Source organism: Constrictibacter sp. MBR-5, from assembly GCF_040549485.1.
Taxonomy (GTDB): domain Bacteria; phylum Pseudomonadota; class Alphaproteobacteria; order JAJUGE01; family JAJUGE01; genus Constrictibacter.
In genome coordinates this window covers 1-26,087 of the sequence record NZ_JBEPTK010000026.1, presented here as the reverse complement: position 1 = coordinate 26,087, position 26,087 = coordinate 1, and the positions used below count along the sequence as shown (strand labels likewise).

Annotated in this window: 27 protein-coding genes and 1 pseudogene; 15 read left to right on the top strand and 13 right to left on the bottom strand. The window is 64.9% G+C overall.

Going from position 1 to position 26,087, the window contains the following annotated elements; genetic code table 11:
- Nucleotides 1–2: 2 nt before the first annotated feature.
- Nucleotides 3–1,193, bottom strand: coding sequence for a YeeE/YedE family protein (locus ABIE65_RS26640; RefSeq protein ID WP_354081799.1), 1,191 nt, complete (start codon nt 1,191–1,193; stop codon nt 3–5).
- A gap of 94 nt (nt 1,194–1,287) precedes the next feature.
- Complete coding sequence (locus tag ABIE65_RS26635) at nt 1,288–1,551, bottom strand: hypothetical protein (RefSeq protein ID WP_354081798.1); 264 nt, start codon at nt 1,549–1,551, stop codon at nt 1,288–1,290.
- 692 nt (nt 1,552–2,243) lie between these two features.
- Between ABIE65_RS26635 and ABIE65_RS26630 the strand changes: the two genes are divergently transcribed.
- Both ABIE65_RS26630 and ABIE65_RS26625 read left to right on the top strand, forming a co-directional pair.
- Complete coding sequence (locus ABIE65_RS26630) at nt 2,244–3,506, top strand: porin (RefSeq protein WP_354081797.1); 1,263 nt, start codon at nt 2,244–2,246, stop codon at nt 3,504–3,506.
- Nucleotides 3,507–3,532: 26 nt separating this feature from the next.
- Entirely contained in the window at nt 3,533–3,700 is a 168-nt protein-coding gene (locus ABIE65_RS26625) for a hypothetical protein (RefSeq protein WP_354081796.1), read from the top strand.
- A gap of 86 nt (nt 3,701–3,786) precedes the next feature.
- Here ABIE65_RS26625 and merA read toward each other — a convergent pair whose 3' ends face one another.
- The 4 genes from merA to ABIE65_RS26605 are packed head-to-tail and all read right to left on the bottom strand — an operon-like array spanning nt 3,787 to nt 6,203.
- A complete protein-coding gene (gene merA, locus ABIE65_RS26620; protein ID WP_354081795.1) occupies nt 3,787–5,208 on the bottom strand; it encodes a mercury(II) reductase in 1,422 nt (473 codons plus the stop codon).
- A gap of 1 nt (nt 5,209) precedes the next feature.
- Complete coding sequence (gene merF / locus ABIE65_RS26615; RefSeq protein ID WP_354081794.1) at nt 5,210–5,428, bottom strand: mercury resistance system transport protein MerF; 219 nt, start codon at nt 5,426–5,428, stop codon at nt 5,210–5,212.
- A gap of 35 nt (nt 5,429–5,463) precedes the next feature.
- Nucleotides 5,464–5,796: a heavy-metal-associated domain-containing protein gene (locus ABIE65_RS26610; protein ID WP_354081793.1), complete on the bottom strand. Its 333-nt coding sequence runs from the start codon at nt 5,794–5,796 to the stop codon at nt 5,464–5,466.
- Nucleotides 5,797–5,807: 11 nt separating this feature from the next.
- Nucleotides 5,808–6,203 carry a mercuric transporter MerT family protein gene (locus ABIE65_RS26605; RefSeq protein WP_354081792.1) on the bottom strand — a complete coding sequence of 132 codons (396 nt, stop codon included), beginning with the start codon at nt 6,201–6,203 and terminating at the stop codon, nt 5,808–5,810.
- 79 nt (nt 6,204–6,282) lie between these two features.
- On the opposite strand from ABIE65_RS26605, the gene ABIE65_RS26600 reads away from it, so the two are divergent.
- Nucleotides 6,283–6,696 (top strand): MerR family transcriptional regulator, encoded by a 414-nt coding sequence (locus ABIE65_RS26600; protein WP_354081791.1) that lies wholly within the window; start codon nt 6,283–6,285, stop codon nt 6,694–6,696.
- 173 nt (nt 6,697–6,869) lie between these two features.
- On the opposite strand, the gene ABIE65_RS26595 is transcribed toward ABIE65_RS26600, so the two are convergent.
- From ABIE65_RS26595 to ABIE65_RS26585, 3 genes are read right to left on the bottom strand one after another with little or no spacing between them, the layout of a single operon-like run.
- Nucleotides 6,870–7,679 carry a DUF6969 family protein gene (locus ABIE65_RS26595; protein WP_354081790.1) on the bottom strand — a complete coding sequence of 270 codons (810 nt, stop codon included), beginning with the start codon at nt 7,677–7,679 and terminating at the stop codon, nt 6,870–6,872.
- Between the two features lie 16 nt (nt 7,680–7,695).
- The gene (locus tag ABIE65_RS26590; RefSeq protein ID WP_354081789.1) at nt 7,696–8,379 is read right to left on the bottom strand and encodes an NrsF family protein; all 684 of its coding nucleotides are present in this window, start codon (nt 8,377–8,379) and stop codon (nt 7,696–7,698) included.
- Between the two features lie 14 nt (nt 8,380–8,393).
- Nucleotides 8,394–9,068: an RNA polymerase sigma factor gene (locus tag ABIE65_RS26585; RefSeq protein ID WP_354081788.1), complete on the bottom strand. Its 675-nt coding sequence runs from the start codon at nt 9,066–9,068 to the stop codon at nt 8,394–8,396.
- 1,057 nt (nt 9,069–10,125) lie between these two features.
- Between ABIE65_RS26585 and ABIE65_RS26580 the strand changes: the two genes are divergently transcribed.
- From ABIE65_RS26580 to ABIE65_RS26540, 9 genes are all read left to right on the top strand, one after another.
- The gene (locus tag ABIE65_RS26580) at nt 10,126–11,235 is read left to right on the top strand and encodes a hypothetical protein (RefSeq protein ID WP_354081787.1); all 1,110 of its coding nucleotides are present in this window, start codon (nt 10,126–10,128) and stop codon (nt 11,233–11,235) included.
- Between the two features lie 41 nt (nt 11,236–11,276).
- Entirely contained in the window at nt 11,277–11,966 is a 690-nt protein-coding gene (locus ABIE65_RS26575; RefSeq protein ID WP_354081786.1) for a TVP38/TMEM64 family protein, read from the top strand.
- A 92-nt stretch (nt 11,967–12,058) separates the two neighbouring features.
- Nucleotides 12,059–13,486, top strand: coding sequence for a dihydrolipoyl dehydrogenase family protein (locus ABIE65_RS26570; protein WP_354081785.1), 1,428 nt, complete (start codon nt 12,059–12,061; stop codon nt 13,484–13,486).
- Nucleotides 13,487–13,498: 12 nt separating this feature from the next.
- On the top strand, nt 13,499–15,448 hold the full coding sequence (locus tag ABIE65_RS26565; RefSeq protein WP_354081784.1) for a glycoside hydrolase family 15 protein: 1,950 nt from the start codon (nt 13,499–13,501) through the stop codon (nt 15,446–15,448).
- Nucleotides 15,330–17,432, top strand: a complete 2,103-nt coding sequence (locus ABIE65_RS26560) for a radical SAM protein (protein WP_354081815.1) — start codon at nt 15,330–15,332, stop codon at nt 17,430–17,432. Before ABIE65_RS26565 ends, ABIE65_RS26560 begins: the two co-directional genes overlap by 119 nt.
- A 143-nt stretch (nt 17,433–17,575) precedes the next feature.
- Nucleotides 17,576–18,610, top strand: a complete 1,035-nt coding sequence (locus ABIE65_RS26555; protein WP_354081783.1) for a DUF3179 domain-containing protein — start codon at nt 17,576–17,578, stop codon at nt 18,608–18,610.
- On the top strand, nt 18,603–19,163 hold the full coding sequence (locus tag ABIE65_RS26550; RefSeq protein WP_354081782.1) for a hypothetical protein: 561 nt from the start codon (nt 18,603–18,605) through the stop codon (nt 19,161–19,163). Before ABIE65_RS26555 ends, ABIE65_RS26550 begins: the two co-directional genes overlap by 8 nt.
- A 45-nt stretch (nt 19,164–19,208) precedes the next feature.
- Entirely contained in the window at nt 19,209–19,607 is a 399-nt protein-coding gene (locus tag ABIE65_RS26545; RefSeq protein ID WP_354081781.1) for a thioredoxin family protein, read from the top strand.
- Between the two features lie 24 nt (nt 19,608–19,631).
- On the top strand, nt 19,632–20,351 hold the full coding sequence (locus tag ABIE65_RS26540) for a cytochrome c biogenesis CcdA family protein (RefSeq protein WP_354081780.1): 720 nt from the start codon (nt 19,632–19,634) through the stop codon (nt 20,349–20,351).
- A 1,235-nt stretch (nt 20,352–21,586) separates the two neighbouring features.
- On the opposite strand, the gene ABIE65_RS26535 is transcribed toward ABIE65_RS26540, so the two are convergent.
- A complete protein-coding gene (locus tag ABIE65_RS26535; protein WP_354081779.1) occupies nt 21,587–21,892 on the bottom strand; it encodes a nuclear transport factor 2-like protein in 306 nt (101 codons plus the stop codon).
- A gap of 108 nt (nt 21,893–22,000) precedes the next feature.
- On the opposite strand from ABIE65_RS26535, the gene ABIE65_RS26530 reads away from it, so the two are divergent.
- Nucleotides 22,001–22,375 carry a hypothetical protein gene (locus tag ABIE65_RS26530; RefSeq protein WP_354081778.1) on the top strand — a complete coding sequence of 125 codons (375 nt, stop codon included), beginning with the start codon at nt 22,001–22,003 and terminating at the stop codon, nt 22,373–22,375.
- Between the two features lie 287 nt (nt 22,376–22,662).
- On the opposite strand, the gene ABIE65_RS26525 is transcribed toward ABIE65_RS26530, so the two are convergent.
- Nucleotides 22,663–23,190 (bottom strand): DUF1281 family ferredoxin-like fold protein, encoded by a 528-nt coding sequence (locus tag ABIE65_RS26525; RefSeq protein WP_354081777.1) that lies wholly within the window; start codon nt 23,188–23,190, stop codon nt 22,663–22,665.
- Nucleotides 23,191–23,479: 289 nt separating this feature from the next.
- Complete coding sequence (locus tag ABIE65_RS26520; RefSeq protein WP_354081776.1) at nt 23,480–23,713, bottom strand: integrase core domain-containing protein; 234 nt, start codon at nt 23,711–23,713, stop codon at nt 23,480–23,482.
- On the opposite strand from ABIE65_RS26520, the gene ABIE65_RS26515 reads away from it, so the two are divergent.
- Together ABIE65_RS26515 and ABIE65_RS26510 are read left to right on the top strand one after the other, a co-directional pair.
- A complete protein-coding gene (locus ABIE65_RS26515) occupies nt 23,697–24,242 on the top strand; it encodes an IS66 family transposase (protein ID WP_354081775.1) in 546 nt (181 codons plus the stop codon). The two genes, ABIE65_RS26520 and ABIE65_RS26515, sit on opposite strands and share 17 nt — an antisense overlap.
- Nucleotides 24,243–24,274: 32 nt before the next feature.
- Nucleotides 24,275–25,045, top strand: a pseudogene (locus tag ABIE65_RS26510) (IS256 family transposase); the annotation flags it as partial.
- Nucleotides 25,046–25,533: 488 nt separating this feature from the next.
- Here the strand turns inward: ABIE65_RS26510 and ABIE65_RS26505 are convergent.
- The gene (locus ABIE65_RS26505; RefSeq protein WP_354081774.1) at nt 25,534–26,070 is read right to left on the bottom strand and encodes an AAA family ATPase; all 537 of its coding nucleotides are present in this window, start codon (nt 26,068–26,070) and stop codon (nt 25,534–25,536) included.
- Between the last annotated feature and the right edge of the window lie 17 nt (nt 26,071–26,087).

Below are 26,087 nucleotides of genomic sequence, written 5' to 3'. Positions count from 1 at the left end.
GGCTACTTGTGCCGAGGCGATAGCCATACGCCAAGCATGCTGCCGGCCATCGCCGCCGCGAACCAGAGCCAGCCGTGTAGGCTGCCCGAGGCGATGCCTCCGAAGAGCGCGCCGATGTTGCATCCGAACGCCAGCCGGGCGCCATAGCCCATTAGGACGCCGCCCAGCAGCGCCGTGCCAGCGGTCCGCACCGAAAGCGGCCGGATCCTCGGCTCTTCACGTCGCCGACGCCAAACGGCCACGACGGTAGCGCCGCAGACGATCCCGACATTCATGACGGTCGTCGTGTCGGCGAGCACGGGCGCCGCCAGCGCTTCAGCCGGAAATGGCCACGACCAGAAGGTCCAACTCCCGATGTCGGCGCCCATCGTGGCCAGGATCTTCGCCCCCCACAAGCCGAAGCCGAATGTGATACTCCAGGGATGACCGGCCACCGCCAGCGTCGCGAAGTTCAAGAGCGCCAGCGCGACTGCCGCCGCCAGAAGCGGCCATGGTATGCGGATGACCTTCCGCCAGCTCGGGCAGACTGCCCCCTCTCCCAAAGAGACGAGCAGGAACAGCGCGGCGAGGGCCGCGAGCTGCAACAGCACGGCCGGCCCCGGCCCGACGGCTTCAGGAAGCGACACTTCACCCAGAGACGGCTGGGATAGCCACCACGGGAGATGCGCGGTACCGGCGACCGCACCAGCCACGAAAGCAATCAGGACCACGACCAGCCGTAGATTGCCTGCCCCAACTGCGACCAGCGTCCCGGACGCGCATCCGCCAGCGCATTGCATACCGAGGCCGAACAGAAATGCCCCGACGGCCACGGACAGGCCGGCCGGGGCGACCGCCCCGGCGATCGGGTTGCCGGCGGCGAGGCTGGGTATGAACAGGCATGTGGCGATGGCCAGCATCACGAACTGGGCGCGGAGCCCAGCCCCGTGGCCTTCGCTGATCCAGGCGCGCCAGGACCCGGCGAAGCCGAAACCGGTAGCGAGGAGAATGGCACCGATCGCCATGCCGATCAGCAGGAGCACGAGGCCGTCAGGGTGGATGGCTGCAGACCAGATGATGGCCGTGCCGGCAACGGCTGCAGGTCCGACGGCGGTGGCGAAAAGCCCGGCGGGACGCTCGATGCACCACCTGCGTGATGCGCGGCATGGCGCTGTTCGGGGCGGCGCCTCGATGGACGTCGGTTCCTGTGCCATGGCCGCCCCTACGACGACCGGCCGCCGCTACGCGTCGAGCGCATTCAGCGCCCGAGCGTGAGCGGCGGCCGGCGCCTCCCTGCCTGCGGCGTTCTTACTTCTTCTTGCCGGCGCAGGGATTGGCCTTCGCCGCACAGGGATTGGCTTTGCACTTCGCCGCGCAGGGGTTGGCCTTGCCCTTTGCCGCGCAAGGATTGGCCTTCGCCGCGCAGGGATTGGCCTTGCACTTCGCCGCGCAGGGATTGGCAGCCTGGGCGAGCTGCATGGGCGTGGCCGGCGCGGCGACGGCGACGGGAGCCGCGAAGGCGGCGGCCGCGAGGGCGGTCATGCTCACGGCGACGAGTCTGTGCTTATGCATGGATAACCTCCGATGTTCGTAGAACGCTGTTCTCCCACCCACCTGGCGCATACCAAGCAGCCGGCTCGCAGTGATTCCAGTCGGCGGCGAAAAAGTTACGGCGGAAGCGTTATCGGTCGTTCGACCTGATCATCCACACGGATGGCAAATCAAATCCCGTCGCCGAACGATGAGCACTCGCATCGGGTTTCGAGATCGCGCGCTAGATCATCACGATGTCTTGAAGGCACATGCCGTCACCGATTCGCGCCGGCCGATGAATCAGGGTCATCCAACCAAGTCGGCAAGATCCTTCCCCATGGCCGATCACAGTGTGGGAACGGTCGCGTGCACAGCTTCGTCGCCGAAGCGCCGTGGCCTCCCGCGATGATCCTTCCGGACGGCGCTGGTGAGGCGGCAGGCGTTGTGGCCGGGCTACGTCAAACCATGCCCTTCTTACTTACAAAGTAATGGCGCCTTCGCGGCAAAATTAAAATCTGATGTAACCTCTACTCTACATCACAAGAAACCTTCTTCGCAGGCTTATCGGGCTGGTTTGAAGCAATCCGCTCCAGGATCCTGTTGGTCAAAATTGGATATTCGGCGCCTCACCGCACGCATGAACTGCGTCAGCGAGAGCTTTTTCTCGTGGCGCCGATAAGTCCACAAAATAATGGGAGAAGAAGGTGGGTCGCAGATTGATTCAGTGTCTCATGGCGTCGGTCGCGCTCGGCTTGCTGATGCCGTCGGTGGCAGGCGCGCAGCAGTCCGAGATTGAGCGGCTGAAGGCCGAGCAGGAAGCGTTGCGTCAGCGCATCGAACGCATGGAAGTGCAGCAGCGAATGCCCGAACAGCATCAGGATCCGCTGTTGCGCCAACGTATCGAGCGCCTGGAGTCCGAACAGTCGAAAGCGGCGGCCGCCAAAGGCGACGCCAAGGTGCCGCGGTTCGTCGAGAGCATCAACGACGACATCCGCCTCACCCTTTCGGGCCAGGTCAACCGCGCCGCCCTCTACGCCAACGATGGCGACGAGGATCAGGTGTTCCATGTCGACAACGACAACTCTTCCACTCGCCTGCTGTTTCGCGGCGTCGGCAGGTTCGACGAGGATCTCACGGTCGGCACGCAGATCGAAGTGCAGATCGAATCGAATTCCAGCTTCGACGTCAGCATCGGCGGCGAACCGGCCGGGTTCAACACGGTCAGTTTTACCGAGCGGAAGCTCGAGCTCTTCTTCGACAGCAAGACGTTCGGGCGGCTTTGGCTCGGTCAGGGCGACACCGCCTCCAACGGTACGTCGGAGAGCGACCTATCCGGCACGGCCGTTGTCAGCCTCGCATCGGGGGCATGGCTGATGGCCGGTAGCATTCGCTTTCAGGAGGACGGCACCACGGGTCCCCGGGTGCGCGACGTCTTCTCCGACTTCGACGGCTTGAGCCGGGACGACCGCATCCGATACGACACCCCCTCGTTCGAGGGCTTCAAATTCTCCACCAGTCATGTCGACGGCAGCGCCTGGGATGCGGCACTCACCTATGCCGGCGAGATTTCGGGGATCAAGACGCGCGCCGCGATCGCCTACGCCGATGCTGACAACAAGAACAACCGCAACCTCGAACAGGTCAACGGCTCGGCTTCGGTGCTGTTTCCCTTCGGTCTGAACTTCACCCTCGCGGCGGGCCAGCAGGACCTGGAGAAAGACGGTCGCGATCCGTCCATGTATTATGCCAAAGTCGGCTACATACTCTCTCCATTCTCGATCGGCAGCACTGCCGTGTCGGCGGACTGGCAGCTGGTCGAGGACCGCGATCGTTCCGGTGACGAAGCGACGACGTACGGTCTTGCGCTGGTTCAGAACATCGACCGAATCGCTACGGAGGCCTATGTCGCTGCCAGGATGTACGAACTGGACAGGCGTGGCGCCGACTTCGATGACATCTACGCCGTGATGGCCGGCGCGCGCGTGAAGTTCTGAGCCTCAGTCATCATCCGGGAGGAACAATGATGGTGTTGCGCTACGTCATCGCGGCACTTTCGGCTGCGGCTCTGGCGGCCTGTGCCAATGTGAAACCGTTCGACTACGCCGCCCCGCACGAGGTCAAGCCGGGGCCGGGAATTTTCTCGGGTCAGGACGGAGAGTTCGTTCTGCTTGGGAAGCCGAAGACCTGACGTCTGCGATTGCCGCGCCGACGGAGACGGGACGCCCCGCTTCTCCGGCGGCCGGCCGCTGGTGCCGTTTTTTTTTCGAAGGCATCTCAGCCCGCACAGCAGGACAGCTTGGCCAAGTCCCTGTCGAAGGTCTGGGCAGCGAGCTTCAACCCTTCGACCGTGGTCAGGTACGGGAATATCGTCTCACCCAGCGCCTTCGCGGTCATACCGAACTTGAGTGCCAGCGCCAGCGTCTGGATGCTGTCGGCGCCTTCCGGTGCAAGGATCTGGCCGCCGAGCAGGCGGTCGGTCTTGGCATCAGCGACCAGCTTAATCAGTCCGCGTGTGTCCCGGGCAGCCAGTGCGCGCGGTATCCGGTCGAGCGGCACTACGGAGATCTTGACCTCATGACCGGCAGCCTTCGCCTCGCTCAGACCCACGCCCGCCACCTGCGGGTCGGTGAATACCACCCACGGCATGGCACTGTTGTCGTAGGAAAGGCTGTCGTCGTTCAGCGCATTGAGCGCGGCCAGCTTGGCCCCATAGGCCGCCATGTATACGAACTGGTCGCGGTCGGTCACGTCGCCCGCCGCATAGATGCCCGGCTTCGACGTACGCATGCGACCATCGACCACGATAGCGCCGCGGCCGTCTTGTGCGACGCCGGCATCCAAGAGGCCAAGGGCCTTAGTGTTGGGGGTGCGCCCCGTGGCGACCAGAAGCCGTTCCGCGTTCAAATCGATGCGCTGTCCGTTGTCTTCGACGCACACCGTAACGCCGCTCGCATCGTCGCGGCAGGCATCGTAGGTTATGCCACAATGGAGCGTAATGCCCTCGCCGAGGAAGACCGCCGCTAGGGCGTCGGAAACTTCCGGCTCCACCTGAGGCAGGAGCCGTGACCGGCAGACGAGGGTCACGGCGACACCCACGCGCGCCATCATCTGGGCAAGCTCTGCGCCGATATAGCCGCCGCCGATGACGATCAAGCTCTTGGGAAGTTCCTCTAACTCCAGCAAGGTGGTGCTGGTCAGGTAGCGTACGTTCTCGATGCCGGGAATCCGCGGCACGGCGGGTCGCCCACCGGTGGCGATGACGACCTTGCCGGCAGCGACAGGGGTGTCATCGACGATGACCCCTGCACCGTTCAGCCGCGCCGCGCCTTCGATATACGCAATGCCATTATACTCGGGCAGGAGGTCGGCGTACTTCTTCTGCCGCAGCGTGGAGACGAGGTCGTCCTTGGCGGCGATCAGCTCCCGCCAGTCATCCACACCCGCCTCGCCGGAAATCCCCGGAAATCGCCCCGCCGCCCGCGCGCCGTGCAGCGCCTCGGCCGCTCGGATCATGGTCTTCGACGGAACGCAGCCGACATTGACGCAGGTGCCGCCGATGGTGCCGCCACCGATCAGCGCCACGTTGGCGCCCTGTTCGGCTGCCGTGATCGCGGCGGAGAACCCCGCCGAGCCCGCGCCGATGACGGCGAGGTCGTAGGAGTTCTTCTTTGCGTCAGTCGTGCAGCAGTCGGTCATGTCAGGCTCTTTCCTCGGTGGTTTGCGTTTCGATTGCGCAACAGGCCGCAGCGCGGTTCCGTCGCCACAACCCGTAGGCCGTCAGCCTCAGGAACAGCGCGAGCGCTGGCAGCAGCACATAGTCGATCCAGTCGAGCCAGGCGGACAGGCCGACGGCGCCAAGGGCGATCACCAGAACCGGGGTGAAGCAGCAGATGGCGGCGTTGACCGAGCAGACCATGCCGGTCTTGACGATGGTCGCATCCTTCCTCGATCTCAGCGTTTGATTGCTGCCGGATAACCTGCGTCGGTAGAAGCGGCGGCAATGGCTTCAACGGACGTCACGGCCGGGTCGAAGATGGCGGTTGCCGTCCTGGCGGCGTAGTCGATCTGAACCGACTGCACGCCGGTCACGTTCTCTATGGCCTTCTTCACTGTGACCGGGCAGAGCGCGCAGGTCATATTCTCCACCGTAAACGTCGCCGATTGCACGGCCGCGACCTGGGCGGCCGCCGGCGGAGCGGAAAGGGATGGGAGCACCGTCAGGCCCACGGCGCCGAACCCGCCCACGGCAAGCAGGGCGGCGGGGAGCATAAGTGGTCGGTTCATGTCGGGTCTCCTTAGTAAAAAAATGGCGCCCACCAGTCGATCGTCAGCGCCAGAACGACCAGCGCGGTCGCAACCCAGAGGGCGGTCTTGGTGATGAGGGCGGATTGAGGTTTCGCGCAGTAGGAGCCGTCCACACAGGTGGGCTTGGCCTTGAAGTAGACCTGCCGGAAGCCGAGCCCGATGAAGACGAGCGCCACGATGGCGAAGTACGGCTTGTAGGGTTCCAGCGCCGTGAGCGTGCCGATCCAGGCGCCGGAAATCCCCAGCGTCAGCAGCATCAGCGGCGCGATGCAGCAGGCCGAGGCCAGGACAGCACCAATGACGCCGCCGGTGGCGAACCAGCCGTTTCGCTTGTCCGCCTCGCTATCGGCTTGCGGTACCTCGGTTTCCGTTCGCGTGGTGTTCATGCGTCGTGGTCCTCGCCTCCGTTCTGATGTTCAGATAAGGTCTGTAGTCACTACAGGCTCAAGAGGGAAAATTTGCGAGATGACCGACCATGATTCCGGGAAGGGTGTGCAGCGCGCGGAACTGGCGCGGCGCACGGGCTGCAATCTGGAGACCATCCGCTACTACGAGAAGATCGGCATGATGCCGGTGCCACCGCGCACCCCTGCCGGCTACCGCGTTTATGACGGACAGCACGTCTCGCGTCTGCGCTTCATACTGCGCGCGCGCAGACTCGGCTTCGCCCTCGAGGAAACCCGCGGACTTCTTGGCTTGGTGGACGGTGGAACACAGACCTGTGCGGAGGTGAAGGAAAGAACGGAGCGGCACCTTGCAGACGTGCGCATGAAAATCGCCGACCTGAAGCGCATCGAGCGCGTACTGGTGGCAACGGCGGCGCAATGTTCTGGCCAACAGGTGCCGGAGTGTCCCGTCCTGGATGCACTCGCATCTTAGATGCGTGTCTGAGAAATATCTCTGGGGACGGTGTCATTCGTGGGGAGTCGGACCCGGCGCGGGAGCGCCGAGACCGAAGACGCGGGCGCGGGCAGAGTGTGTGACAGCAGTTTTGCAGCCCGTCCCGTGGAGCGCGACGAGCAAACGGCGAGTGGGCGTGGGCGGCAGGATATCTAAGCCGGCTCCGCCGAAGCCGATTCCCCGCAGAGCAGACGGACCTGGTCCTCGACCGATATCGCCATGTAGGACATCACCTCGGTGCGGCGGTCTTCGAAGACCGTGGCAGCGGGTGCGCGGGACAGGCAATCGCGGAGGACGTGGTCGCGCGCCTCCAGCAGCGAAACGATCTGGGGCCGGAAGAGCCGCACCATGGCCGTCAGCCATCGATTGACCGCCAGGTTCGGCCGGATCACGTCGATTGCGAAGGCGTCGATCATCTTCACGACATCCTGCGCCGGGTACCAGATGTCTCCGGTCACCCAGCGGTTGGTGGTGAAGAGCCCGATCGGCAGCCCGCGTGGGTCCATGGAGATCGCCACCAGGTGCGTCAGGATGGCGTTCTCCCCCTCCGGAAGCTCCTGGCCCGGAAACGGGACGGCTCCCGCCGGCATGCCCCGTTCGCGCATGAACAGATGAAAGTGACCATGCTCGCTCGTGCCGCGCTCCTCCGGTGGATGTGCGTGGTAGTAATACTGGGCACCCGTCTCGGGATCGTAGGCGTCGTTCTCCGGATAATGCTCCCACTCGACGAAACCGTCCGACTCGCGGAGAACCTCGCCGACGACATTCTCCTCTGTCTTGGCGAACAGGCGATGGAGTTCGATCAGCTCGAATGCCGCGTCGCGGAGGCCGTCACGGTCCACGCCTTCCGATCCCGAGAAGGCAGCGCGCTGATCGAGCACGATCGTTGGCGCGCCTGCGCTCTCGCTACGTTCACCAGCGCCCGCTTCTTCCTCGACCATGGTGTCCTCGAACCACGTCATCCCGCTGCAGATGCGTTCAAGTTGCTGCCGCAGCCATGGGGTCGATCTTCTCGATCTCCGAGAAGATCCGGCGATTTGCCAAGGTGAAGACGCCCACGACGACCGATACCGGCCCGAGGTGCCACACGAGCACCATGATCGCGGCGTCCAGGTAATGGAACAGCTGGAGCCCGGCCGAAACCAGCGCGGCCATGGAGAGGCTGCCGATCATTGCGGTGAGCGCCGGCCTGACCGGCGCTGCATGCCGCAGCATGAACAGCATGCCAGTCCCCAGAGGAAGGCTCGTCAGCGCGATCACGGCGAAACAGCTGAAGCTGGTCCCGAGGACGAGTCCGTCCGGGCCCACCCGCAACCAGTCTGTAAAGCACCCGTAGCCCAGCCCGGCGATCCACAGCAGAAGGGGCGGAAGCGGGAGCAATGCCCACCGTGAAGAGCGGTCGGGAAGAGCGATGTGAAACGCCGCGACCGCCGCCAATAGCCCCGTGAGAATCGACGCGATCCACGAGGTCTTCACGAACGGCCGCGCGAATGTCTCCATCAGGTCGGGCCGGAGCCCGTGCAAAATCACCATGGTGGTGACGACCGCTCCCGCGACCGCCAACCAGATGGCTGCCCCCACCACCGGGTGGACCACTCTTCTGACGGGGCGCACATCGGCAACCAGCCGCTCGAGAAGATCCTCTGTTCGAAGTTCCGCCAAGACGCGTCTCCCGCTCACTCGCTGCCGACGAACCGACGACGCAACGTCGCGACCGCCCGATGCACTCCGACCTTCAGGGCCGTAACGGACACACCGGATATCGTCGACGCTTCTGCGAGGGACAGTTCCCGCAGCTTGGTCAACTCGATCGCTCGCCGTTGTCCGGGCGGCAGCGCGGTGATCGCCGCACGAAGTTCGCCCGCTCTGATCCTGTCTTCTGCAAGGTTCCAGTCTTCGGTGAAAAAGGTTTCGCTTCCTCGGTCGGGTGGCGCTTCGACATGGTTCCGCCGTCCCAGCTGATGAAGGCGATCGGCAATCCTTCGACGCGCGATCGTCACGAGCCACGGCCGAAACGGCCGCGACGGGTCGTAGGTGTGGCGGATGGCGTGGATCGTCACGAGCGTCTCCTGGACGACGTCCTCGGCATCTTCGTGTGTGGGTAGCCTCCGATGTGCGATACGCCGGAGATAGGGCAGCAGTTCGGTCAGGAGTTGGCGATAGGCGCTCTTGTCGCCGGCCTGCGATGCCGCCATCAGGGCACCCCAGACGTCCCGGACCAGTTCAGCGTTGTTGTCCACCGCTTTTGTATGCCTCTTCGATGCAGTTCCGATCCATCGGGCGGCCGCGGTCGCCGCTTGATCGGCACATCCATCTTGAAGCGCCGCATCGCCGCTGGCCAGCGGTCGCATCGATATATCACCTTTTTGTGAGCCGGGACCGGTAACTTTCAGAGTTGTTGCGGCGAAATTCCGAGCACCTCGTCCGAATAACTGTGCGCAGACGCATGGTCCGAAAGTACCCGTCCGGGCGAAAGGCGCCGAATTTTGGCTGCACACGGCCAAAATCACCAAGACAACTGAATGACTGAAGGTAAGGAAACGAGAATGAGCTCGCAAAAGGTGAGAACTGTCGCGGCATTGAGCTCGGTTATAGCCGTCGGAGGCCTTCTGGCGGCGACATCATTGCCTGCCGCGGGGCAGTCGAGAGCGCCGTGCGCTCCCAAATCGGCCTGTGCCGCCCGCAACCCCTGCGCAGCAAAAAGCCCCTGCGCGGCTAGGAATCCCTGTGCGGCCAAGAATCCTTGTGCGGCCAAGGCCCCGGCCTCGGGCGGTGCTGGACGCGATCTGAACCTCGGAGGCTATTTTCCCGCGGGCTCTTCACGAGCGGGCGATGCGCAGTGGCGCCGAGACAATTTCGAGAAGTTCGGCAACTGACAGCGGATCTGAACGGGTGGGATCGGCGCAGAACCGCCGGTCCCACCTGCGGCAACCGCTTGTCGGGCAGCAACTCCCCGTTTCTGCCCTGCGATTCCATGAGGGCGTAACCTTACGGTGCTCCGCAGGGAACCCCACCCGAGCAGGTCATGTCGGCCGCTGCGGGACGGCTTCGTGACGACGGTTGTTCGCACCATATCGTCGCCGGCGCGCACGACAGTCTGCCGAAGACACTCATCCGCGACTCTCGGGTCTCTGGTACATGGCGTATGTCCTTATTTTCTCCCTGATCGGGCTGGGGCTTCTGAGCCTGGTGGTCTCGCCGCGGGTCCGCACGGTCGAGGGGTTCTTTTACGGCGCCGACGAGGAGGGGGCGCCCCCTGGCCTCTGGACACTCGTCCTGTCGCAAGTGACGACTTGGATATTCGCCCGCTCTCTCCTGAACGCCGCCATTCTTGGCTATCTGTTCGGCATTGCCGGGACCGTCGCCTATGCGACCTATTACGGCTCGTTCCTTGTCGGCGCGCACGTCGTGGACGGCATCCGCTTCAAGCACGGCTTCAGGAACATCCAGTCGTTTCTCGTTGCGGATTTCGGCCGTTTCGGCGAATGGACCTACAATTTCGTCGTCGCGCTGCGCCTGTTGAGCGAGGTTTTCGCGAACCTGCTGGTGGTCGGCATCATCTTCGGCAGCGCGGGCTCGTATCCATACGCCATCGCCATCGTTGCAGTCGCCGCATTGACGCTGAGCTACGGCGCGATGGGCGGACTGCGCGCGTCGCTGAAGACCGACGTCGTCCAGATGACGGTGTTGCTGGGGCTCCTGGCGGCGCTGCTCGCGACCGTGGTGCTGCGTGCGGACTTCGCCTGGGTCCCGGTGCTAGCGAGCAGCCCGGACTTCACGAGCCCGGGATGGGTGCTGCTGGCAGTCGCACTCCTGCAGGTCTGGAGTTACCCGCTGCATGATCCGGTGATGACGGATCGCGGCTTCCTGGCCGATCGTCACACGACGATGCGGAGCTTCTATCACGCCTTCTGGATCAGTCTCGTCTGCATCCTCGCCTTCGGCCTGGTCGGGGTGTTTGCCGGCCTTCACCGCGATGGCGACGAAGTGTTGATGGATACGCTGGGACGACTTCTCGGCGGCGGCACGATGGTGCTCGTCAATCTCGCCCTCATCGTCTCCGCCGTCTCGACGCTGGACTCCACGCTCTCCAGTGCCTCGAAACTGGTCGTAGTGGACATGCGCATCGCGCAGCCATCGATCCTGAACGGACGCATCGCCATGGTGGCCTTTCTGGTCGGCGGGCTGGGCCTGCTGTTCGTCGGCAGCAAGGACCTCTTCTCGGCCGTCGCCGTGAGTGGCACGGCGTCGATGTTTCTTGCGCCGGTCGTCTTCTTTCGGATCTGGGGAGATTTTCGTGTTCCGCGCTGGTCGTACGCTACGGCTTTCGCCTTGGCGATGTCGGGATCGATCGGCTATTTCGTCGATAGCGCTGGCCATTTCGCGCTTTTCGAACCGATGTTCGGCCCGATCCACGACTACACGAAGTTGTTGATCGTGAGTCTCTCGGTCCTCGGAGGCGGGATGCTGGCGTTCGCCCTCGGAAGCTGGCGCGGCGTGAAAGAGGCTTCCGCGTGATGGCTCCGGGCTCAGGTGGTGGGCCCCGGCCGCCCCGCACCGTGCGCCAAAGGCTCCTCGTCGGCCTGGCCGTTTCGGCTGCGTTGGGACTGCTGCTGGTCGTGTGGTTCGCCCTGCCGATCGACGAATGGATGCTGCGCCTGGAGCATTGGGTCGAACGTCTCGGCATGTGGGGTTTCGCTGCGTTCGGCCTCGTGTACGTGCTCGCAACCGTTCTGCTCGCCCCGGCGTCCGCCCTGTCGATCGTCGCCGGTCTCGTCTTCGGCGTCATGGGGATTCCCCTGGTCCTGGCCGCTGCGACGGTCGGAGCGTCGGCCGCCTTCCTGATTGGCCGGTACATTGCGCAGGGAAAGGTGCAGGCGATGCTCGACGGTCGCCCGCGCTTCGCGGCCATTGATCGCGCGGTAGGGGACGAGGGGTGGAAGGTGGTGCTTCTCCTTCGCCTCAGCCCATTGGTGCCGTTCAATCTTCAGAACTATTTCTTTGGAATCACCCGCATCCCGTTCCGTGACTACGTGCTCGCGACCTTCGTCGGCATCGCACCCGGAACAGTGGTCTTCGTCTGGCTGGGCATCATGGGGCGCGCCGCGACCACAGACAGCACCGACGTCGGCCTGCTGCGCTGGGTGCTGTTCGGGGTGGGACTGCTCGCAACGGTGGGTGTGACGGTCCTGATCGGCCGCAGAACCCGGACGAAGCTTCGAGAAATGGGAATCGCCGAGGCTCCCTGAAGCGGAACGACCATGGCTGTGCCCACCGCTCCGCCCGCACCCGACGCCGTTCCGCCCGCACCCCGATCGCGGCCTCGCCGCCTGGAGGACCTATGAGTTCACGGATCAAGGCCGATGTCTGCGTCATCGGTGCGGGCTCGGGAGGTCTCTCCGTTGCCGCCGTCGCTGCGCAACTGGGCGTAACGACTGTTCTGATCGAACGCGGCGAGATGGGAGGAGAGTGCCTGAACACCGGCTGCGTTCCGTCGAAGGCGCTTATTGCAGCAGCGAACGCCGCAGCCTCGGTGCGATCGAGCCCACGGTTCGGCGTAGACGCCGGAGCGCCGTCCGTCAATTTCGATCGGGTACGCGAGCATGTCCAAGACGTCGTTCGGGCGATCGCGCCACACGACTCCCAAGTCCGGTTCGAAGAGCTCGGCGCCGAGGTCATCAGGGCGGAAGCACGCTTCGTGGGCCCGCGCGAACTGGTGGCCGACGATACGTTCATAGAGGCCCGACGCATCGTCGTCGCCACTGGTTCGTCCCCGGCGGTGCCGCCCATTCCGGGCCTCGACGGGGTTCGCTTCCATACCAACGAGACGATCTTCCAGAACACGCGTCTTCCCGAGCACCTCGTCGTCATAGGAGGTGGCCCCATCGGGATCGAGATGGCTCAGGCGCATCGCCGCCTGGGTTCCCGCGTCACCGTTCTCGAGGCGGCGCGACCGATGGCGAAAGACGATCGGGATTTGGCCGACACGCTGCTTCGGCATCTTCTGTCCGAGGGCATCGACATCCGTCCGCAGGTGGAGATCGTGTCGGTCGAAGCGGATGAGGCCGGGATAGCGGTGCTGATCAGGGAAGGCACCAGAACGAGCCGGCTCGTCGCGTCGCACCTGCTCGTCGCGACCGGACGACGTCCGAACATCGATGGACTGGATCTCGACGCGGCGGGTATCGCCTACGGCAAGAAGGGGATCGTCGTCGACAGCCGGATGCGCACAAGCGTCAGGGGCGTTTATGCCATTGGCGATGTCGCGGGCGGCCCCCAGTTTACGCACGCCGCCGCCTATCAGGCCGGCATCGTCGTGCGCAATGCCTTGTTCCGGCTCCCGGCGCAGGTCGACTACCGCGCTCTGCCGTGGGTCACCTACACGGATCCCGAACTCGCACAGGTTGGATTGACGGAGACTCAGGCCCGAGAGGTCCACGGCGACCGCATCGTCGTGGTGCGGTCCAGCTTCGGCAAGAACGACAGAGCGCGGGCTGAGCTTCAGACCTTGGGCTCGGTGAAGATCGTCGCACGGCGCAATGGCCGGGTGCTCGGTGCCTCGATCCTGGGGCCGCATGCCGGTGAGCTCATCCAGGTGTGGGTACTGGCGATCGCGCAGCGGCTGAAGCTGAAGGACATCGCCGGTGCCGTTGCGCCATATCCCACCTTGGGTGAGGCGAGCAAATCCGCTGCCGGCGAATTCTACCGCGCATCGCTCTTTGGGACGTGGAGCCGACGCCTGGTCAGGGCACTCGCCAGGCTGCCTTGAACGGAGGCCGACATGCGGGAGACCGCCCCACAGACGAAAACCCGACTCCCCCACAGTGCGGAGGGACGAGGGTACCGCCCCATCGCAGACTATGCCGCGCTCGGCGACTGCCATGGAACCGCGCTCGTTTCTATGGACGGCGGTATCGACTGGTGCGCCTTCGGCCGGTTCGACGCCGACCCCGTGCTTTGCCGCCTGCTGGACAATGAATCGGCCGGCTACATGGCGACCCGGCCGGTAGCAGCTTGTGCCGTGGACCGGCACTATCTGCCTGGCACGAATGTCTTGAGAACGAGTTTCACGACCGATACCGGCGCCGTCCACCTGACGGATTTCATGGCGGTAGGGCGTGACGGGACGGCGGGCGCTTTCGACTATGTCTCGTTGGAGGCGCCGGCCTGGCTGATACGTCGGATCGAGGGCGTTTCGGGTGAAGTCGAGTTGGACTTTGCCCTGCGTCTCTCGCTCGACTTCGCGCGGCGATCGGCGCACCTCCAGCCTGACGCAACGGGCTTCGTCGCGGAAAATGGATTGCGCCTTCAGTCCGATCTCCCGTTTGAGGTGGATCGGCACGAGGCGCGCGGTCGCATCGCGGTCCGCGCGGGCGATCGGTTCTACATTCTTCTCAGCGCGTCCGCCTCACCGAGCGACCCGGAGGATGTCGACCGCGCACTGGCCACGACGATGCACTTCTGGGAGGAGTGGATCGGCTTCTGCCGGTATGAGGGTCCATACACCGAGCATGTCCGGCGGAGCGCATTGGCGCTGAAGCTGATGTGCTTCGCGCCGACCGGGGCGATTGTCGCGGCGCCGACGACATCGCTTCCCGAAACGATCGGCGGTGAACGCAACTGGGACTATCGCTTCTGCTGGGTCCGTGACGCCAGCCTGACGCTCTATGCTCTGACGTCGCTTGGCTATTCGGGCGAGGCGCAGCGTTTCTTCACGTTTCTGCAGCGCAGTTGCGCAACGACCCATCCGGACGTTCAGCTGATGTATGGCATCGCGGGAGAGACGGAACTGCCGGAGTCGGTGCTGCTACATCTCGACGGCTACTGCGGCAGCCGGCCTGTCCGGATCGGCAATGCGGCTGTTCGCCAGCGACAGCTGGACGTGTACGGCTATATTCTGGATGCCGCCCTGATCTATGTCCGGCTGGGCGGCCGCCTGCCGGCCGAGGCTCGCCCCCTGCTGAGCGGTTTCGTCGAAATGGTGGCGAGGTATTGGCGCGAGCCGGACAGCGGCCTGTGGGAAGTGCGTTCCGACCCTTTGCACTTCACCCATTCGCGCGTGATGTGCTGGGTCACGGTGGATCGCGCGATCCGGCTCCTCGGCGAGCGTCGGGACTGGCTTCAACTGCGCGCGCAGATCCGCGCCGCGATTCTCGAACGAAGCGGAGCTGCCCTTCCGCGCGCCGCCGAGGATGCCGGTCCCGATGCCGCGCTGCTCTTGGTTCCGCTCATGGACTTCCCCTTGGCGGGTGCGGATCTCGCCGCAACCGTCGAGAAAATCGAATCCGGCCTGCGCGAAGGCGATTTCGTCGTCCGCTACGTTGCCGAGGACGGGCTCACCGGCAGTGAAGGAGCCTTCCTTCTTTGCAGCTTCTGGCTGGTTGATGCGCTTCTGGCCCTTGGTCGGGGACAGGAGGCACGAACCCTCTTCGAGCATCTCTGTGGTCGTGCGAACGATGTCGGTCTCTTCGCGGAAGAGATCGACCCGCGGACGGGGGCGTTCCTCGGCAACTTCCCGCAGGCACTGACGCACCTTGGGCTGATCGGAAGTGCCGTGAACCTTGCGCTCTTCGAAGCCGGTGGCGCGGCTGCAGTGCAGGGCACCTATGCCGATCGCGCGGCCCGCAGCGTCGGCGCCAGCTTCGGGTGGCGAGGCGTTCTCTCCGGCCTGCGCCATTCCGGCACACCGAGGTTCCGATCGTCGCGAGCGTCGAAGTTCCGCATCCGGTAAGAACCGACGTGGGCCGTGTAACCTCGGCCGCGGAGCGCTCGAACACCTTCGACATGGCCGATCGTCGCCGGGCACTCGCCGTGGCGACGTCGACGGCCGTCTCGACCCGTCGGCAGGGAGTTTCGATCTCATCATGCGCATACCCGCAACGATCGCTACCGACCAACCGGTGCTCATCTTCGGCGGGCCCTACGGAAATCTCGAAGCGACACGCGCAGTCCTCGACGACGCCCGCCGTCTCGATATCCCACCCGAACGGATCGTCTGCACGGGTGACGTCGTCGCCTACTGCGCCGACCCGGTCGCGACGATCGATGTCATCCGCGAGTCGGCCATACACGTCGTCATGGGCAACTGCGAGGAATCCTTGGCGAGCGGTGCCGGCGATTGCGGATGCGGCTTTGAGCCCGGGAGTAGCTGCGATCGATTGAGTGCCGCGTGGTACGCATTTGCTGATGGCCTGGTGGATGCCGATCGGCGGGCCTGGATGGCGAACCTGCCGCGCCGTATCGACATTGTCCTCGGCGGGATCCGCCTCGCCGTCGTGCACGGCGGCCTGAACGACATCAACGTATTCAACTTCGCCACGACGCCAGCGGCAGCCAAGCTGGCCGAACTCAGCGCAGCCGGTGTGGACGGCATCGTCGGCGGTCACTGCGGACTTCCCTTCACACAGTCGATCGAGGGCTTCCTCTGGCACAATCCAGGGGTTGTCGGCCTGCCGGCGAACGACGGCACGCCGCGCGTCTGGTACAGCATTCTCACGCCGTCGGCGTCCGGCCTTCGGATCGCCCATCGCGCGCTCGAATATGGACATGCCGGCGCCGCGGCGAAGATGCGGGCTGCAGGCCTACCCGAGGGTTATGCGGATGCGCTGGAGCAGGGCCTGTGGCCGAGCTGCGATGTTCTGCCTGCCGCGGAGTGTGCTGCTCGCGGCGTCCCACTCGAAGCCGGCGAGATTCTCTGTCGCCCGCAGTGGAGGGCGGTGGCGCTCGATCCTGCGCGCGATCCCCGGGTGGAGCATCACTGGCCGGATTCCCATGGGCGGCCTGGAGCGCGCGGTACGGCCAAGTTCGAAGACCCGGCGTGGACGGCTGCTGGCGAACCGCGGGCAGAGGTCGCACTGACCGCGTTGCGGACTCTCTGGGTCAACACCGGGACGCTCTGCAATATCGAATGCCGGAACTGCTACATCGAATCGAGCCCGCGGAACGATCGCCTGGCCTATTTCCGTCTCGACGATCTGCGCGACTATCTCGATGAGATCGATCGGCTGCGCGCCCCGACCGACGAGATCGGCTTCACCGGCGGCGAACCGTTCATGAATCCCGATTTTCTGGCCATGATCGAGCTGTGCCTCAGCCGCAGCTTTCGGGTCCTGGTGCTCACCAACGCGATGCGACCGATGCGGCGCCTGGAGAAAGAACTTCTGTCCGTCGTGCGGCGGCTCGGCGGCATCCTACTGATGCGCGTGTCTTTGGATCATTACACGCGCGAACGGCACGATGAGGAACGCGGGTTGGGCGCCTTCGACGCCGCCATCGATGGTTTGAAGTGGCTCGCACGGAGCGGCTTGACCGTGAGTGTCGCCGGTCGGTCCATCGGCACGGAGAGCGACGCCGAGGCCCGCCTCGGCTATGCGCGCCTCTTTGCAAAGCACGGGCTTCCGATCGACCCTGCGGACCCGGCCGCGCTGGTCATCTTCCCCGAGATGGACGGCACCCGCGACGTCCCGGAGATCAGCGAGGGCTGCTGGAGCCGGCTGGGCATGTCTCCGGACAGCGTCATGTGCGCGTCATCCCGCATGGTCGTGAAGCGGCGCGGCAGCGAGCGGCCGGCCGTGGTGGCGTGCACGCTCCTGCCTTACGACGAGGCGTTCGAGATAGGTGGGACGCTCGCCGCCGCGAGCGGACCGGTCCGTTTGAACCATCCCAATTGTGCGCAATTCTGCGTCCTCGGCGGAGCGTCATGCTCCGGTCACTGACGGACGTGCCGGCAGCAACGGTCGACGAACCACGACCGCACGTAACCGGATCGGGTCGCGGCACGAATACGGGATTGAACCGTCTGCCGATCGGCCGGCCAAGTGGTCGGTCGCGGCCCGACCGAGATCGAGGAGGCGTTCGGATGCCCAGCCGCCGCACGGTCCTGACTGGTGCGCTTTCGTCCGTAGCTCTGGCCGCGATGCCGTTCGGGATCGCGCAGGGCCGGGAGCGGTTCCCCCTCCTCGCGGGCGGACGTTTGGTTCCGCGGGACCTCTCCGCCTACAGGCAGATCATGATGTCTGGCGGCCCCGGCAAAGACGGCATCCCGTCGATAGACGCGCCGGCCTTCTGGAGTGCGGCGGAGGCCGGCGGATATCTGGACGACGGCGACATCGTCTTCGGGCTGGTCGAGGGAGGCACCGCCCGTGCCTACCCGCAGCGCGTGCTGGTCTGGCACGAGATCGTCAACGACACGATCGGCATGCGCCGACTGGCCGTGACCTACTGTCCGCTCACCGGCACGGCGATCGCGTTCGAGCGGAACGATACCGCATTCGGCGTTTCGGGCAGCTTGGTGAACAGCAACCTGGTCATGTACGACCGCGACACCGACACTTGGTTCCCGCAGGTTCTGGCGGTCGGCATCAGCGGGCCGCATGCCGGCGGGGCGCTGGTCGAGCGTCCCCTTGTCTGGACGACATGGGAGCGCTGGCGGGCCGCGTACCCCCGCACCGACGTCCTTTCCACGAAAACCGGCTTCGCGCGAAACTATGAGCGGGACCCATACGGCGCCTACAATCCGCCGGAGGGTTACTACGCGCCGGACAGTGCCCGCATCTTTCCCGTGCTGAATGAGGACGACCGTTTCGCGCCGAAGACGATGGTACTGGGCGGCAGGACCGCGGATGTCGCGGTCGCATTCGATCTGGCGACACTTCGTCGAGAGGGACAGTTGATCCAGCGGGTCGGCGGCGACGCGTTCACCGCTGTGTACGATCCGGGACTGGACACCGGCTACATTTTCCGCGGCGCCAGCGATGCGCGCGCCACCATGGACGGCGCCCTGCCCGGATCCGTGCGGTGGTCCGACGGCCGGGCGCTCGAACCGGTGAATACGTTCCAGGCGATGTGGTTCGCCTGGGCGGCCTTCTATCCAGGGTCCGCGGTTCATGCCTGACGTCTGGCGCCGTCTGGCGGGCGAGCCGCGCAGCCTGCGCACCGTCTCCCTGGTAGCGGCGCTTTACCTGACCGCCTTCCTGCTGTCCGTCGGCGATCTCGCGATCGACGCGGTGATGCGTCCGCTGTCCGCGACCGTCGCCGGCAGTTGGATGGAACTGATGCTGCGTCAGCGCGCGCCCTTCCAGTTCGAGGCAGTCGCCGTGATCGGGCTTCCCGGGGCGGTCCTGCTGCTGTCGCCTCTGAACATCGCGACGGGCCTGATCCTGGGGCTCCTGACGGGCGTGCAGATCGCGCTGGTGGGCATTGCGGGGCGCTGCGCCACGGCCTGCGGACTGCACCCGCTCTCGGGGCTGATCTCCGGTCTTCCGGGCCTCCTCGCCGGCAGCGCCTGCTGCGCTCCCCTTCTCTTCCTGCTCCTCGGTCTTCAGGTCACCACGGCCGTCGTCACCACAATGAGTCTGATGATTCCCGCGGCCTTCCTTCTCCTCGTCGCCGGTCTCTGCGTGACGGCGCGTTTCGCCGCCCGCCGATGCGGGCCGGTTCCCGCCTAGGCAAAGATGCGCCGGCCTCCCTCTCGAACCGACAAAGGACAGATCATGAAATCGACCATCAGGACCGTCTTCGCGCTGATGCTGCTGGCCTTCACGGGATCAGCGACGCTCGCCGCCGCGAACAGCATCTCCTATTCCGAAGCGGCATTCGCCGATGCGCAGGCGGCCGGCAAGACGATCATCGTCGACGTCTATGCCGACTGGTGCCCCACCTGCCGCGCGCAGAAGCCGATCCTGAACGAGCTGAAGGCGGAGCCGGAGTTGAAGGACAGCCTCTTCGTGACGGTGGACTACGACCAGGAGAAGGCTTTCCTGCGCGAGCACCGGGTCCCGCGCCAGTCGACGATTCTGGTGTTCAAGGGCGGCAGCGAGGTCGCCCGTAGCATCGCCGAAACGGACCGCGACCGCCTGCGCGCCGCCATCCTCTCAGCCGCGGGCGGCTGACCGGCACGCGGAGCGAGCGAACCCATGCTGGGAACGGTTCTTCTACCCTACGTCGCCGGGCTCGTGACTCTGCTCAATCCCTGCGTCCTTCCGATCCTGCCGATCATCATCGGCTCGGCCCTTGGCGAGAACCGTTACGGACCGGCGGCCCTAGCCGCCGGCCTAGTCCTGTCGTTCTCGATCTTCGGCTTCCTTCTGTTGACGATTGGGTTCAGCATCGGGCTCGATCAGGAGGTGATGCGGCTCGTCGCGGCGATCATCCTGATCGGTGCGGGCGTCTTGCTGACCGTACCCGTTGCCCAAATCGCCTTCGCCAGCGCCGCCGCACCGATCGCGAGCGGCGGTAATCGCCTTCTGGCGAGCGTCTCCGGCCGCGGCCTCGGCGGGCAGTTCTCGATCGGCCTTCTCCTCGGGCTCGTCTGGACGCCATGCGTCGGTCCTACGCTCGGAGTGGCCATCGCCGCAGCGAGCCGTGGCGAGGATCTGCCGTCCGCTTTCCTCATATTCCTGATCTTCGGGCTCGGCGTGGCCACGGCGCTGCTCGCATTCGCCTATGGATCGCGGAAGGCGCTGGCGACGCGCAAGGCGGCCTTCCAGTCGATCGGCCGCTGGAGCAAGCCCATCCTAGGGGGATTGTTGATTCTGGTGGGCGGACTGATCGTTACCGGCCTCGACAGATCCCTGGAGGCCGCTCTGGTGCGCATGATGCCCGACTGGTTGCTCGACCTCACCGTGCGCTTCTGACTGGCATTTCCACTCAGCGATAGAGGCGATCGGAGGGCCATGGCCGCTGCGCCAGCAACACCGCGTCGTTTCGATGGGAACGGAATAGCCGCCGCCGTGATACAGGACGAACGTCAGAGACGTCGTGCCCGCGTTCCGATCGAGGACGGGCTTCGCCGATGCGCACGGCACCTTTGCGGCGATCATTCTTTCCCGAATGGGTCTTCCCATCGCGGTGTCTGTAGACTTGGAGCAGATCCGCCGTCGGATCGTACTACTCGATCCCTGGTCCGGATCAGGTTGCGGGAGATTTCTTGGCGCTTCGCCAAGCCGTGCAGGGCTCCCTGGCCAGAAAATCCTGTGGCAACCTTCCGCTTGAATTAGACGCCATGGGATCAGTGTCGTGCCATGACTTTCATATTTTGGACAGTCGGCTAATTTTGTCAATTTATCCGGTTCCGCTGTTCAGACCAAGAGTCCCGCTCTAGAAGAGCGGTTAGCTTCTATTGCCGTTTGACATAGAGGAAGCGAGGCAGCGGCACGTCCAACGTCGTCATGATCGTCAACATCCCCGTTTCAGGGTCTACCAGCCATCGGTGAAGATTCTGCCAGGGTGTGAACGGTAATCCTGCGGGTAAGGTATCCCCGACATCGCCTTCCCAGTTCACATGTCTCTGGAACGACCCAAGGGACTGCCGGCTTCTCAGCAGATAAACGGCCGGCCTCGCTCCGCGATGAACGCCCCCTGGGAGTCCATCCGGATGGACTCTGACGAGACTCCGCATCTCGTCCAGGCGAAGCGAAAGTGGCGGATTGATAAGAACGGTTTTGACGATCGGTGGCATGACGCCGGGGTTCGGAGTTGTCGGATGCAGCCGATGTTGACGCAGGTGCCACCGGAGGTGCTGCTCGACCAGCGCCACGCGCGTCCAGGCGGCGGCCAGGCAATAAGCCTGCACCCGGCCTGCCTACCCCGCGCCAGCAACATCACATCGAACGTTTCACTCATGACAGGCTCCACGCGATGATTGCCGCCCCGAGGATGGCGAGGGCGTCCTCGATCAGCGCCGCCGGCGCTCGCGGCCGAAGGCGGCCGCTCGGCTCACGCGGCACCGGCCAGGGTTCCGGCGACCGCCCCCACGGCGCCCCCGACTGAGCCGGGTGCTGCTCCTCGCGCGCTTGGGGATCAGCCGATCTGTTCCGGTAGCTGGCCTAAGCAGCAATCAGGCCGTCGCGTAGATCATAGACGTTGATGCTCATGCCAGGATCGGAGCGCCAGTTGCCCGCTCGCCCGGTAGCGCGGAGCCGTCGATGATGCTGTCGCCGACGATCGTGACCTCTGTTTCCGAGAAGCGAATGCGCTGGATAACGGCCGCGCGTTCGGCGAGCGCCTGGCGAACCACCTCTTTGCCGCGCACGATCAGACCGTCGGGCGCTTCCAGCCCCTTCGCCAGGCGCCATCCAAAATCTGGCGTGACACAGGCGAGGACACCGTCGACGTCGGACGCCTTGCCGAACCGCACGAGTAGCGACATCGCCGCGCCTCGGTCAGCGGCGATCATATCCCTCCCCCATTCCTCCGGATACTGCTCGGGCGAACCGTCTGTCGCGCCAGCCGCGGAGCCTGAGGCAACGCCGGCGCGGTCGACAGATACAAGTTTCGGGAGATGATGACGCGCACCCACGCCCGAGAAGGCCACATGAGAATCACGCGACGCAGTTTTCTTCTTGGCAGTGCTTCCACAGCAGCGCTGCTGTGGTTGCCTTACCACCGCCTTGGGGCGGCGGCCCCTCCCCCGCTCTACGATCCGGCACTCGCGTCGGCCACAGGCGCGGTTGAGGCGATATCCAAGCTCGTCTCCGCCCGGGGGATCATCGGACTCGACTTTGGGGATGTCAGAACCGTCCTCAATGATGGTCGAGGGGCCTACTACGGGGAGGGATCGGCGACCGGGCAGGATCGCGCACGGGTCGCCGCGGAACGAGCACTGAGCGACATGCGTCGCTCGTTGGCAGCCGCCCGCAGCTTCGGTGCCACCGTCTGATGCAGCATCGCCTTGGCGTTGGACACAGCGAAAGCGCCACCCACCGCCTGGCGCGTCGAAAGCAATCTTGACCGCGATCAACATGTTTCGAACATTGCCCCCGACCATGGGATCCCCCCTCCTTGTGAACAACAAGCCCGACGTAGTTAATACGATCCGCCATGGCCCCTCTCCCGATGCATGAGGCTCGACACCGGTCTATCCGGCGCGGCCCTCTTTACCTGCATGCTGGTGAGACGGGCCGCCCCGTACTCAGGCAGACATGTGGTTTAGACTAGGCATGCAGATTAACTGCGTGCCCTGCACTCATGTACAGAAACCTCCGCGGGCATCCGAAAGTAACGCGACAGCCGTGCAGCGCCGTCCCACTCTGAGCGGTTGGCGTTTTCCCAATCGACCTCATCTGCAGTCCATCTCCACCAGTCGTGGATTCGTGTCGCGTTTTTCCAGACGGTGCAGCCCTCCAGCTCCGTGCCCGCCCAGTAAAGGGAAACCGAGATGCAGGGGAACGCCGCTGCCAGTCGGTCGAGAGCTGCGGCCGGGGGGCTCCACGGTGTTTCGCCGATTATGGTAATTCTGTCTCCGTTACAATCGACGCACGGTTCGTCGTCACCTTGGCAGGAGATGTCCCACTTGGTCCCCCAGTGAACCAACCGCCAGTCGTACCAGCCGTCCGAACCGAACGGCTCGCTAGAGAGGTCGCCGGGTATCGGCGCACAGCTCGTCAGGCTAAACGACCGCGTTGGACATTGCGATCGGTCGCGAAGTACCGAAAGAAGGCCTGCCCCTGTTATTGAGCCATCTGTCTCGATCATGATCTTATCGTAACACCAATCTGGCATAATGCAATTCCTCTTTCGCGCAAATTGTCAGGTGAAATCCGACGAGGACAAGAATAACCCAGAAGGAAGGGCTCATTCATTATTTCATTCATACACAGATCGACGTCCGCCCGCTCCTCGCGAAGACTTCAATGTAGCCGCTTCCCCGGGGGTACCACGGGCGTCGAAGACCGCTTCCCGCCGCCGCAACCGGGCTCCTCTGATTGTCAAACGGCGTTCAAGCTGCCCCCTGATTGGAGTGGGCCCCTTGGGCCGGACACAATCAGGCGGCGTCTTTGACCGGTGGCTGGGCGTGCTGCTTCTCGAACTGTTCGGGGCTGAGGTAGCCAAGCGATGAGTGGAGGCGCTTGGCGTTGTACTTCTCGATGAAGGCCGGAAGCTGGTTCGTGACATCCTCCGCCGTCTCGAACTCGAGCGGGTATACGCCTTCGACCTTCAGGGTCTTCATGAGGCTCTCCATCATTGCATTGTTGTAGGGATTGCCACGCCGTCCCATCGAGCCGACGAGTTTCGCCTGGCCAAGGCGGTCGCGGTATACTTCTCGGCAGCGTATTGCGATCCGCGGTCGGTGTGGTGGACGCAGTCGGGAGGGGGACTGCGCAACGCGATGGCCACATCGAGAGCCGCTAGCGGCGGCCGCGCTTCGCCACATCGCAGCACTCTGTAGCGTCGAGGCTGGCGTGCGCGGGCAGGCCCCGGAGGTGCAGCTGGCCGCGCGCACGCGCCACGCGGCGCCGATCGTCGAGGCCCTGAAGCCCTGGTTCGAGAAGCAGTTGTCGGCGATCTCGTCCGGCTCCACCCTGGCCGGCGACATCCGCTATGCCCTCGGCCACTGGCCGGGCCTCACCCGGTTCCTCGAAAGAGCCTTGCGTGTTCTCGGAGCCGGCCTGGCGCAAGCTGAGCGGTGCGCCTGGAGGGGTGACCACCCCTCCAGGCGCGGGCGGGCGGGACCGTCAGAGCCTCGGCGATCAGCGCCGTGGGGCAGCTTGGTCCGCCCGCCCTCGGCACTCGTCCTGAACAGATGATGGGGAGGAAGTCCCGCATGCAAGGCAAGGACCTGAACGCCTTCCTGTCCCGGCCGATCGAGGGCGCCTGGCCCTATCTGTGGATCGACGCCACCTACCTGAAGGTTCGCCAGGCCGGGCGGATCGTGTCGCTCGCCGTGATAATCGCCGTGGGCGTGAACACGGATGGGCGCCGCGAGGTGCTCGGCGTCGCCACGGGCGCCTCGGAAGCCGAGCCGTTCTGGAAGGCGTTCCTGCGCTCCCTGGCCGACCGGGGCCTGCGCGGGGTGAAGCTCGTCGTGGCCGACGACCACAAGGGGCTGCGGGCAGCGGCGGCGAAGGTGTTCAGCGCGACGCACCAGCGGTGCCGCGTGCACTGGCTGAGGAACACGCTCGCGCACGTGCCGGCGAAGCAGCGCCCAGCGGCGGTCGCCATGCTGAAGACGATCTTCGCCCAGGACAGCGCCGAGGCCGCACATGCCCAGTGGCGGCAGGTGGCCGACGCCCTGCGCGAGCGCTTCCCCAAGCTCGCCGGACTCATGGACGGCGCCCGTGAGGACGTGCTCGCCTACATGACGTTCCCGCGCGAGCACTGGCCGCAGATCGCATCCACCAACCCGCTCGAGCGCTTGAACGGCGAGATCAAGCGGCGAGCCGATGTCATCGGCATCTTCCCCAACGATCGCGCCGTCGTCCGCCTGGTGGGCGCCCTGATGCTGGAGCAGAACGACGAGTGGGCGGTCAGCCGCCGATACATGAGCCTGGAGTCGCTCGCAGCACTGAGCGATGATCCCGTCCTCAGGCTGTCCGCCGTGGCCGCCTGATTACCCTCGGACCCTGCCGAGGACCGGTACTCCTACACCACTCCCAGGGACACGACCCTTGGCACCTGCATCCCGCCTGCCTCAGACAGACAACACCCTCCCCTTCTCCGGCCATTTTCGCGGTCGCGCACCAGCCGACGGGGATGCCGCAACAGCCGATGTTCACTGGGACTCGGTAAACTGGACGAAGCTCTGAGCCAAGCCTGCAAAGTCATGATCGTCAACATCCCCTCGGGGTCGACCAACCATCGGCGCAGATCATGTCACGGTGAACGGCGATCGTGCGGATAAGGTATCCCCGACATGACCCCTCCCCAGTTCACACGCCTCAGGAAGCCAAGGGCTTCCGCTGTTCGGCAAGATTTCGACGGCCGATGTCGCTCCGCGGCAAACGTCCCTGCAAGTCCATCCGGATGGACTCCCCTCACCACCGACTGTCGCCGTCTCTGTACAATCGTAGCGAACCGCGTCGTCGCCGCCGTGATTGCCTACCGCACCGCGAAACCGATCGTCCGCTGATCGCCCCTAAGCGCGCACTCCTCCGCAAGCGCCGCGGCGTACGCGCTCGGGCAGGTGATGGCCGACAAGCGGCTGCGGCGCGAGACGGTGGCGAAGTCACCCGGAACCAGCCCGCCCAGCCGCTGAACCGCCGGCAGCAGTCCCGCATCGGGCTCTCCGATCCCCAGGAGGGCACATTGCCGCCGGAGCAGTTCCCACGCCTGCTCCGGCCGCATGGCGCAGAACCTAATCTTGACGTCAAACCGCCGCAGCGCGGCCTTATCGAGAGCGTCGATCTGGTTCGTCGAGGCGATGAAGATGCCATCGTGGCATTCCATCTGGGTCAACATCTCGTTGACCATGCTGACCTCCCAGTGGCGCTGCGCGCTACGCCGGTCGAGCAGGAACGTATCGATCTCGTCGATGAGCAGCACAGCCCCTTCCCGCTCGGCGCCCCGGAAGGCCGAGGCGATGTTCCGCTCGTTATCACCGACGAATGCGGACAGAAGGTCGGAGGCGCGCTTCACATGGAGCGGCTTCTCCA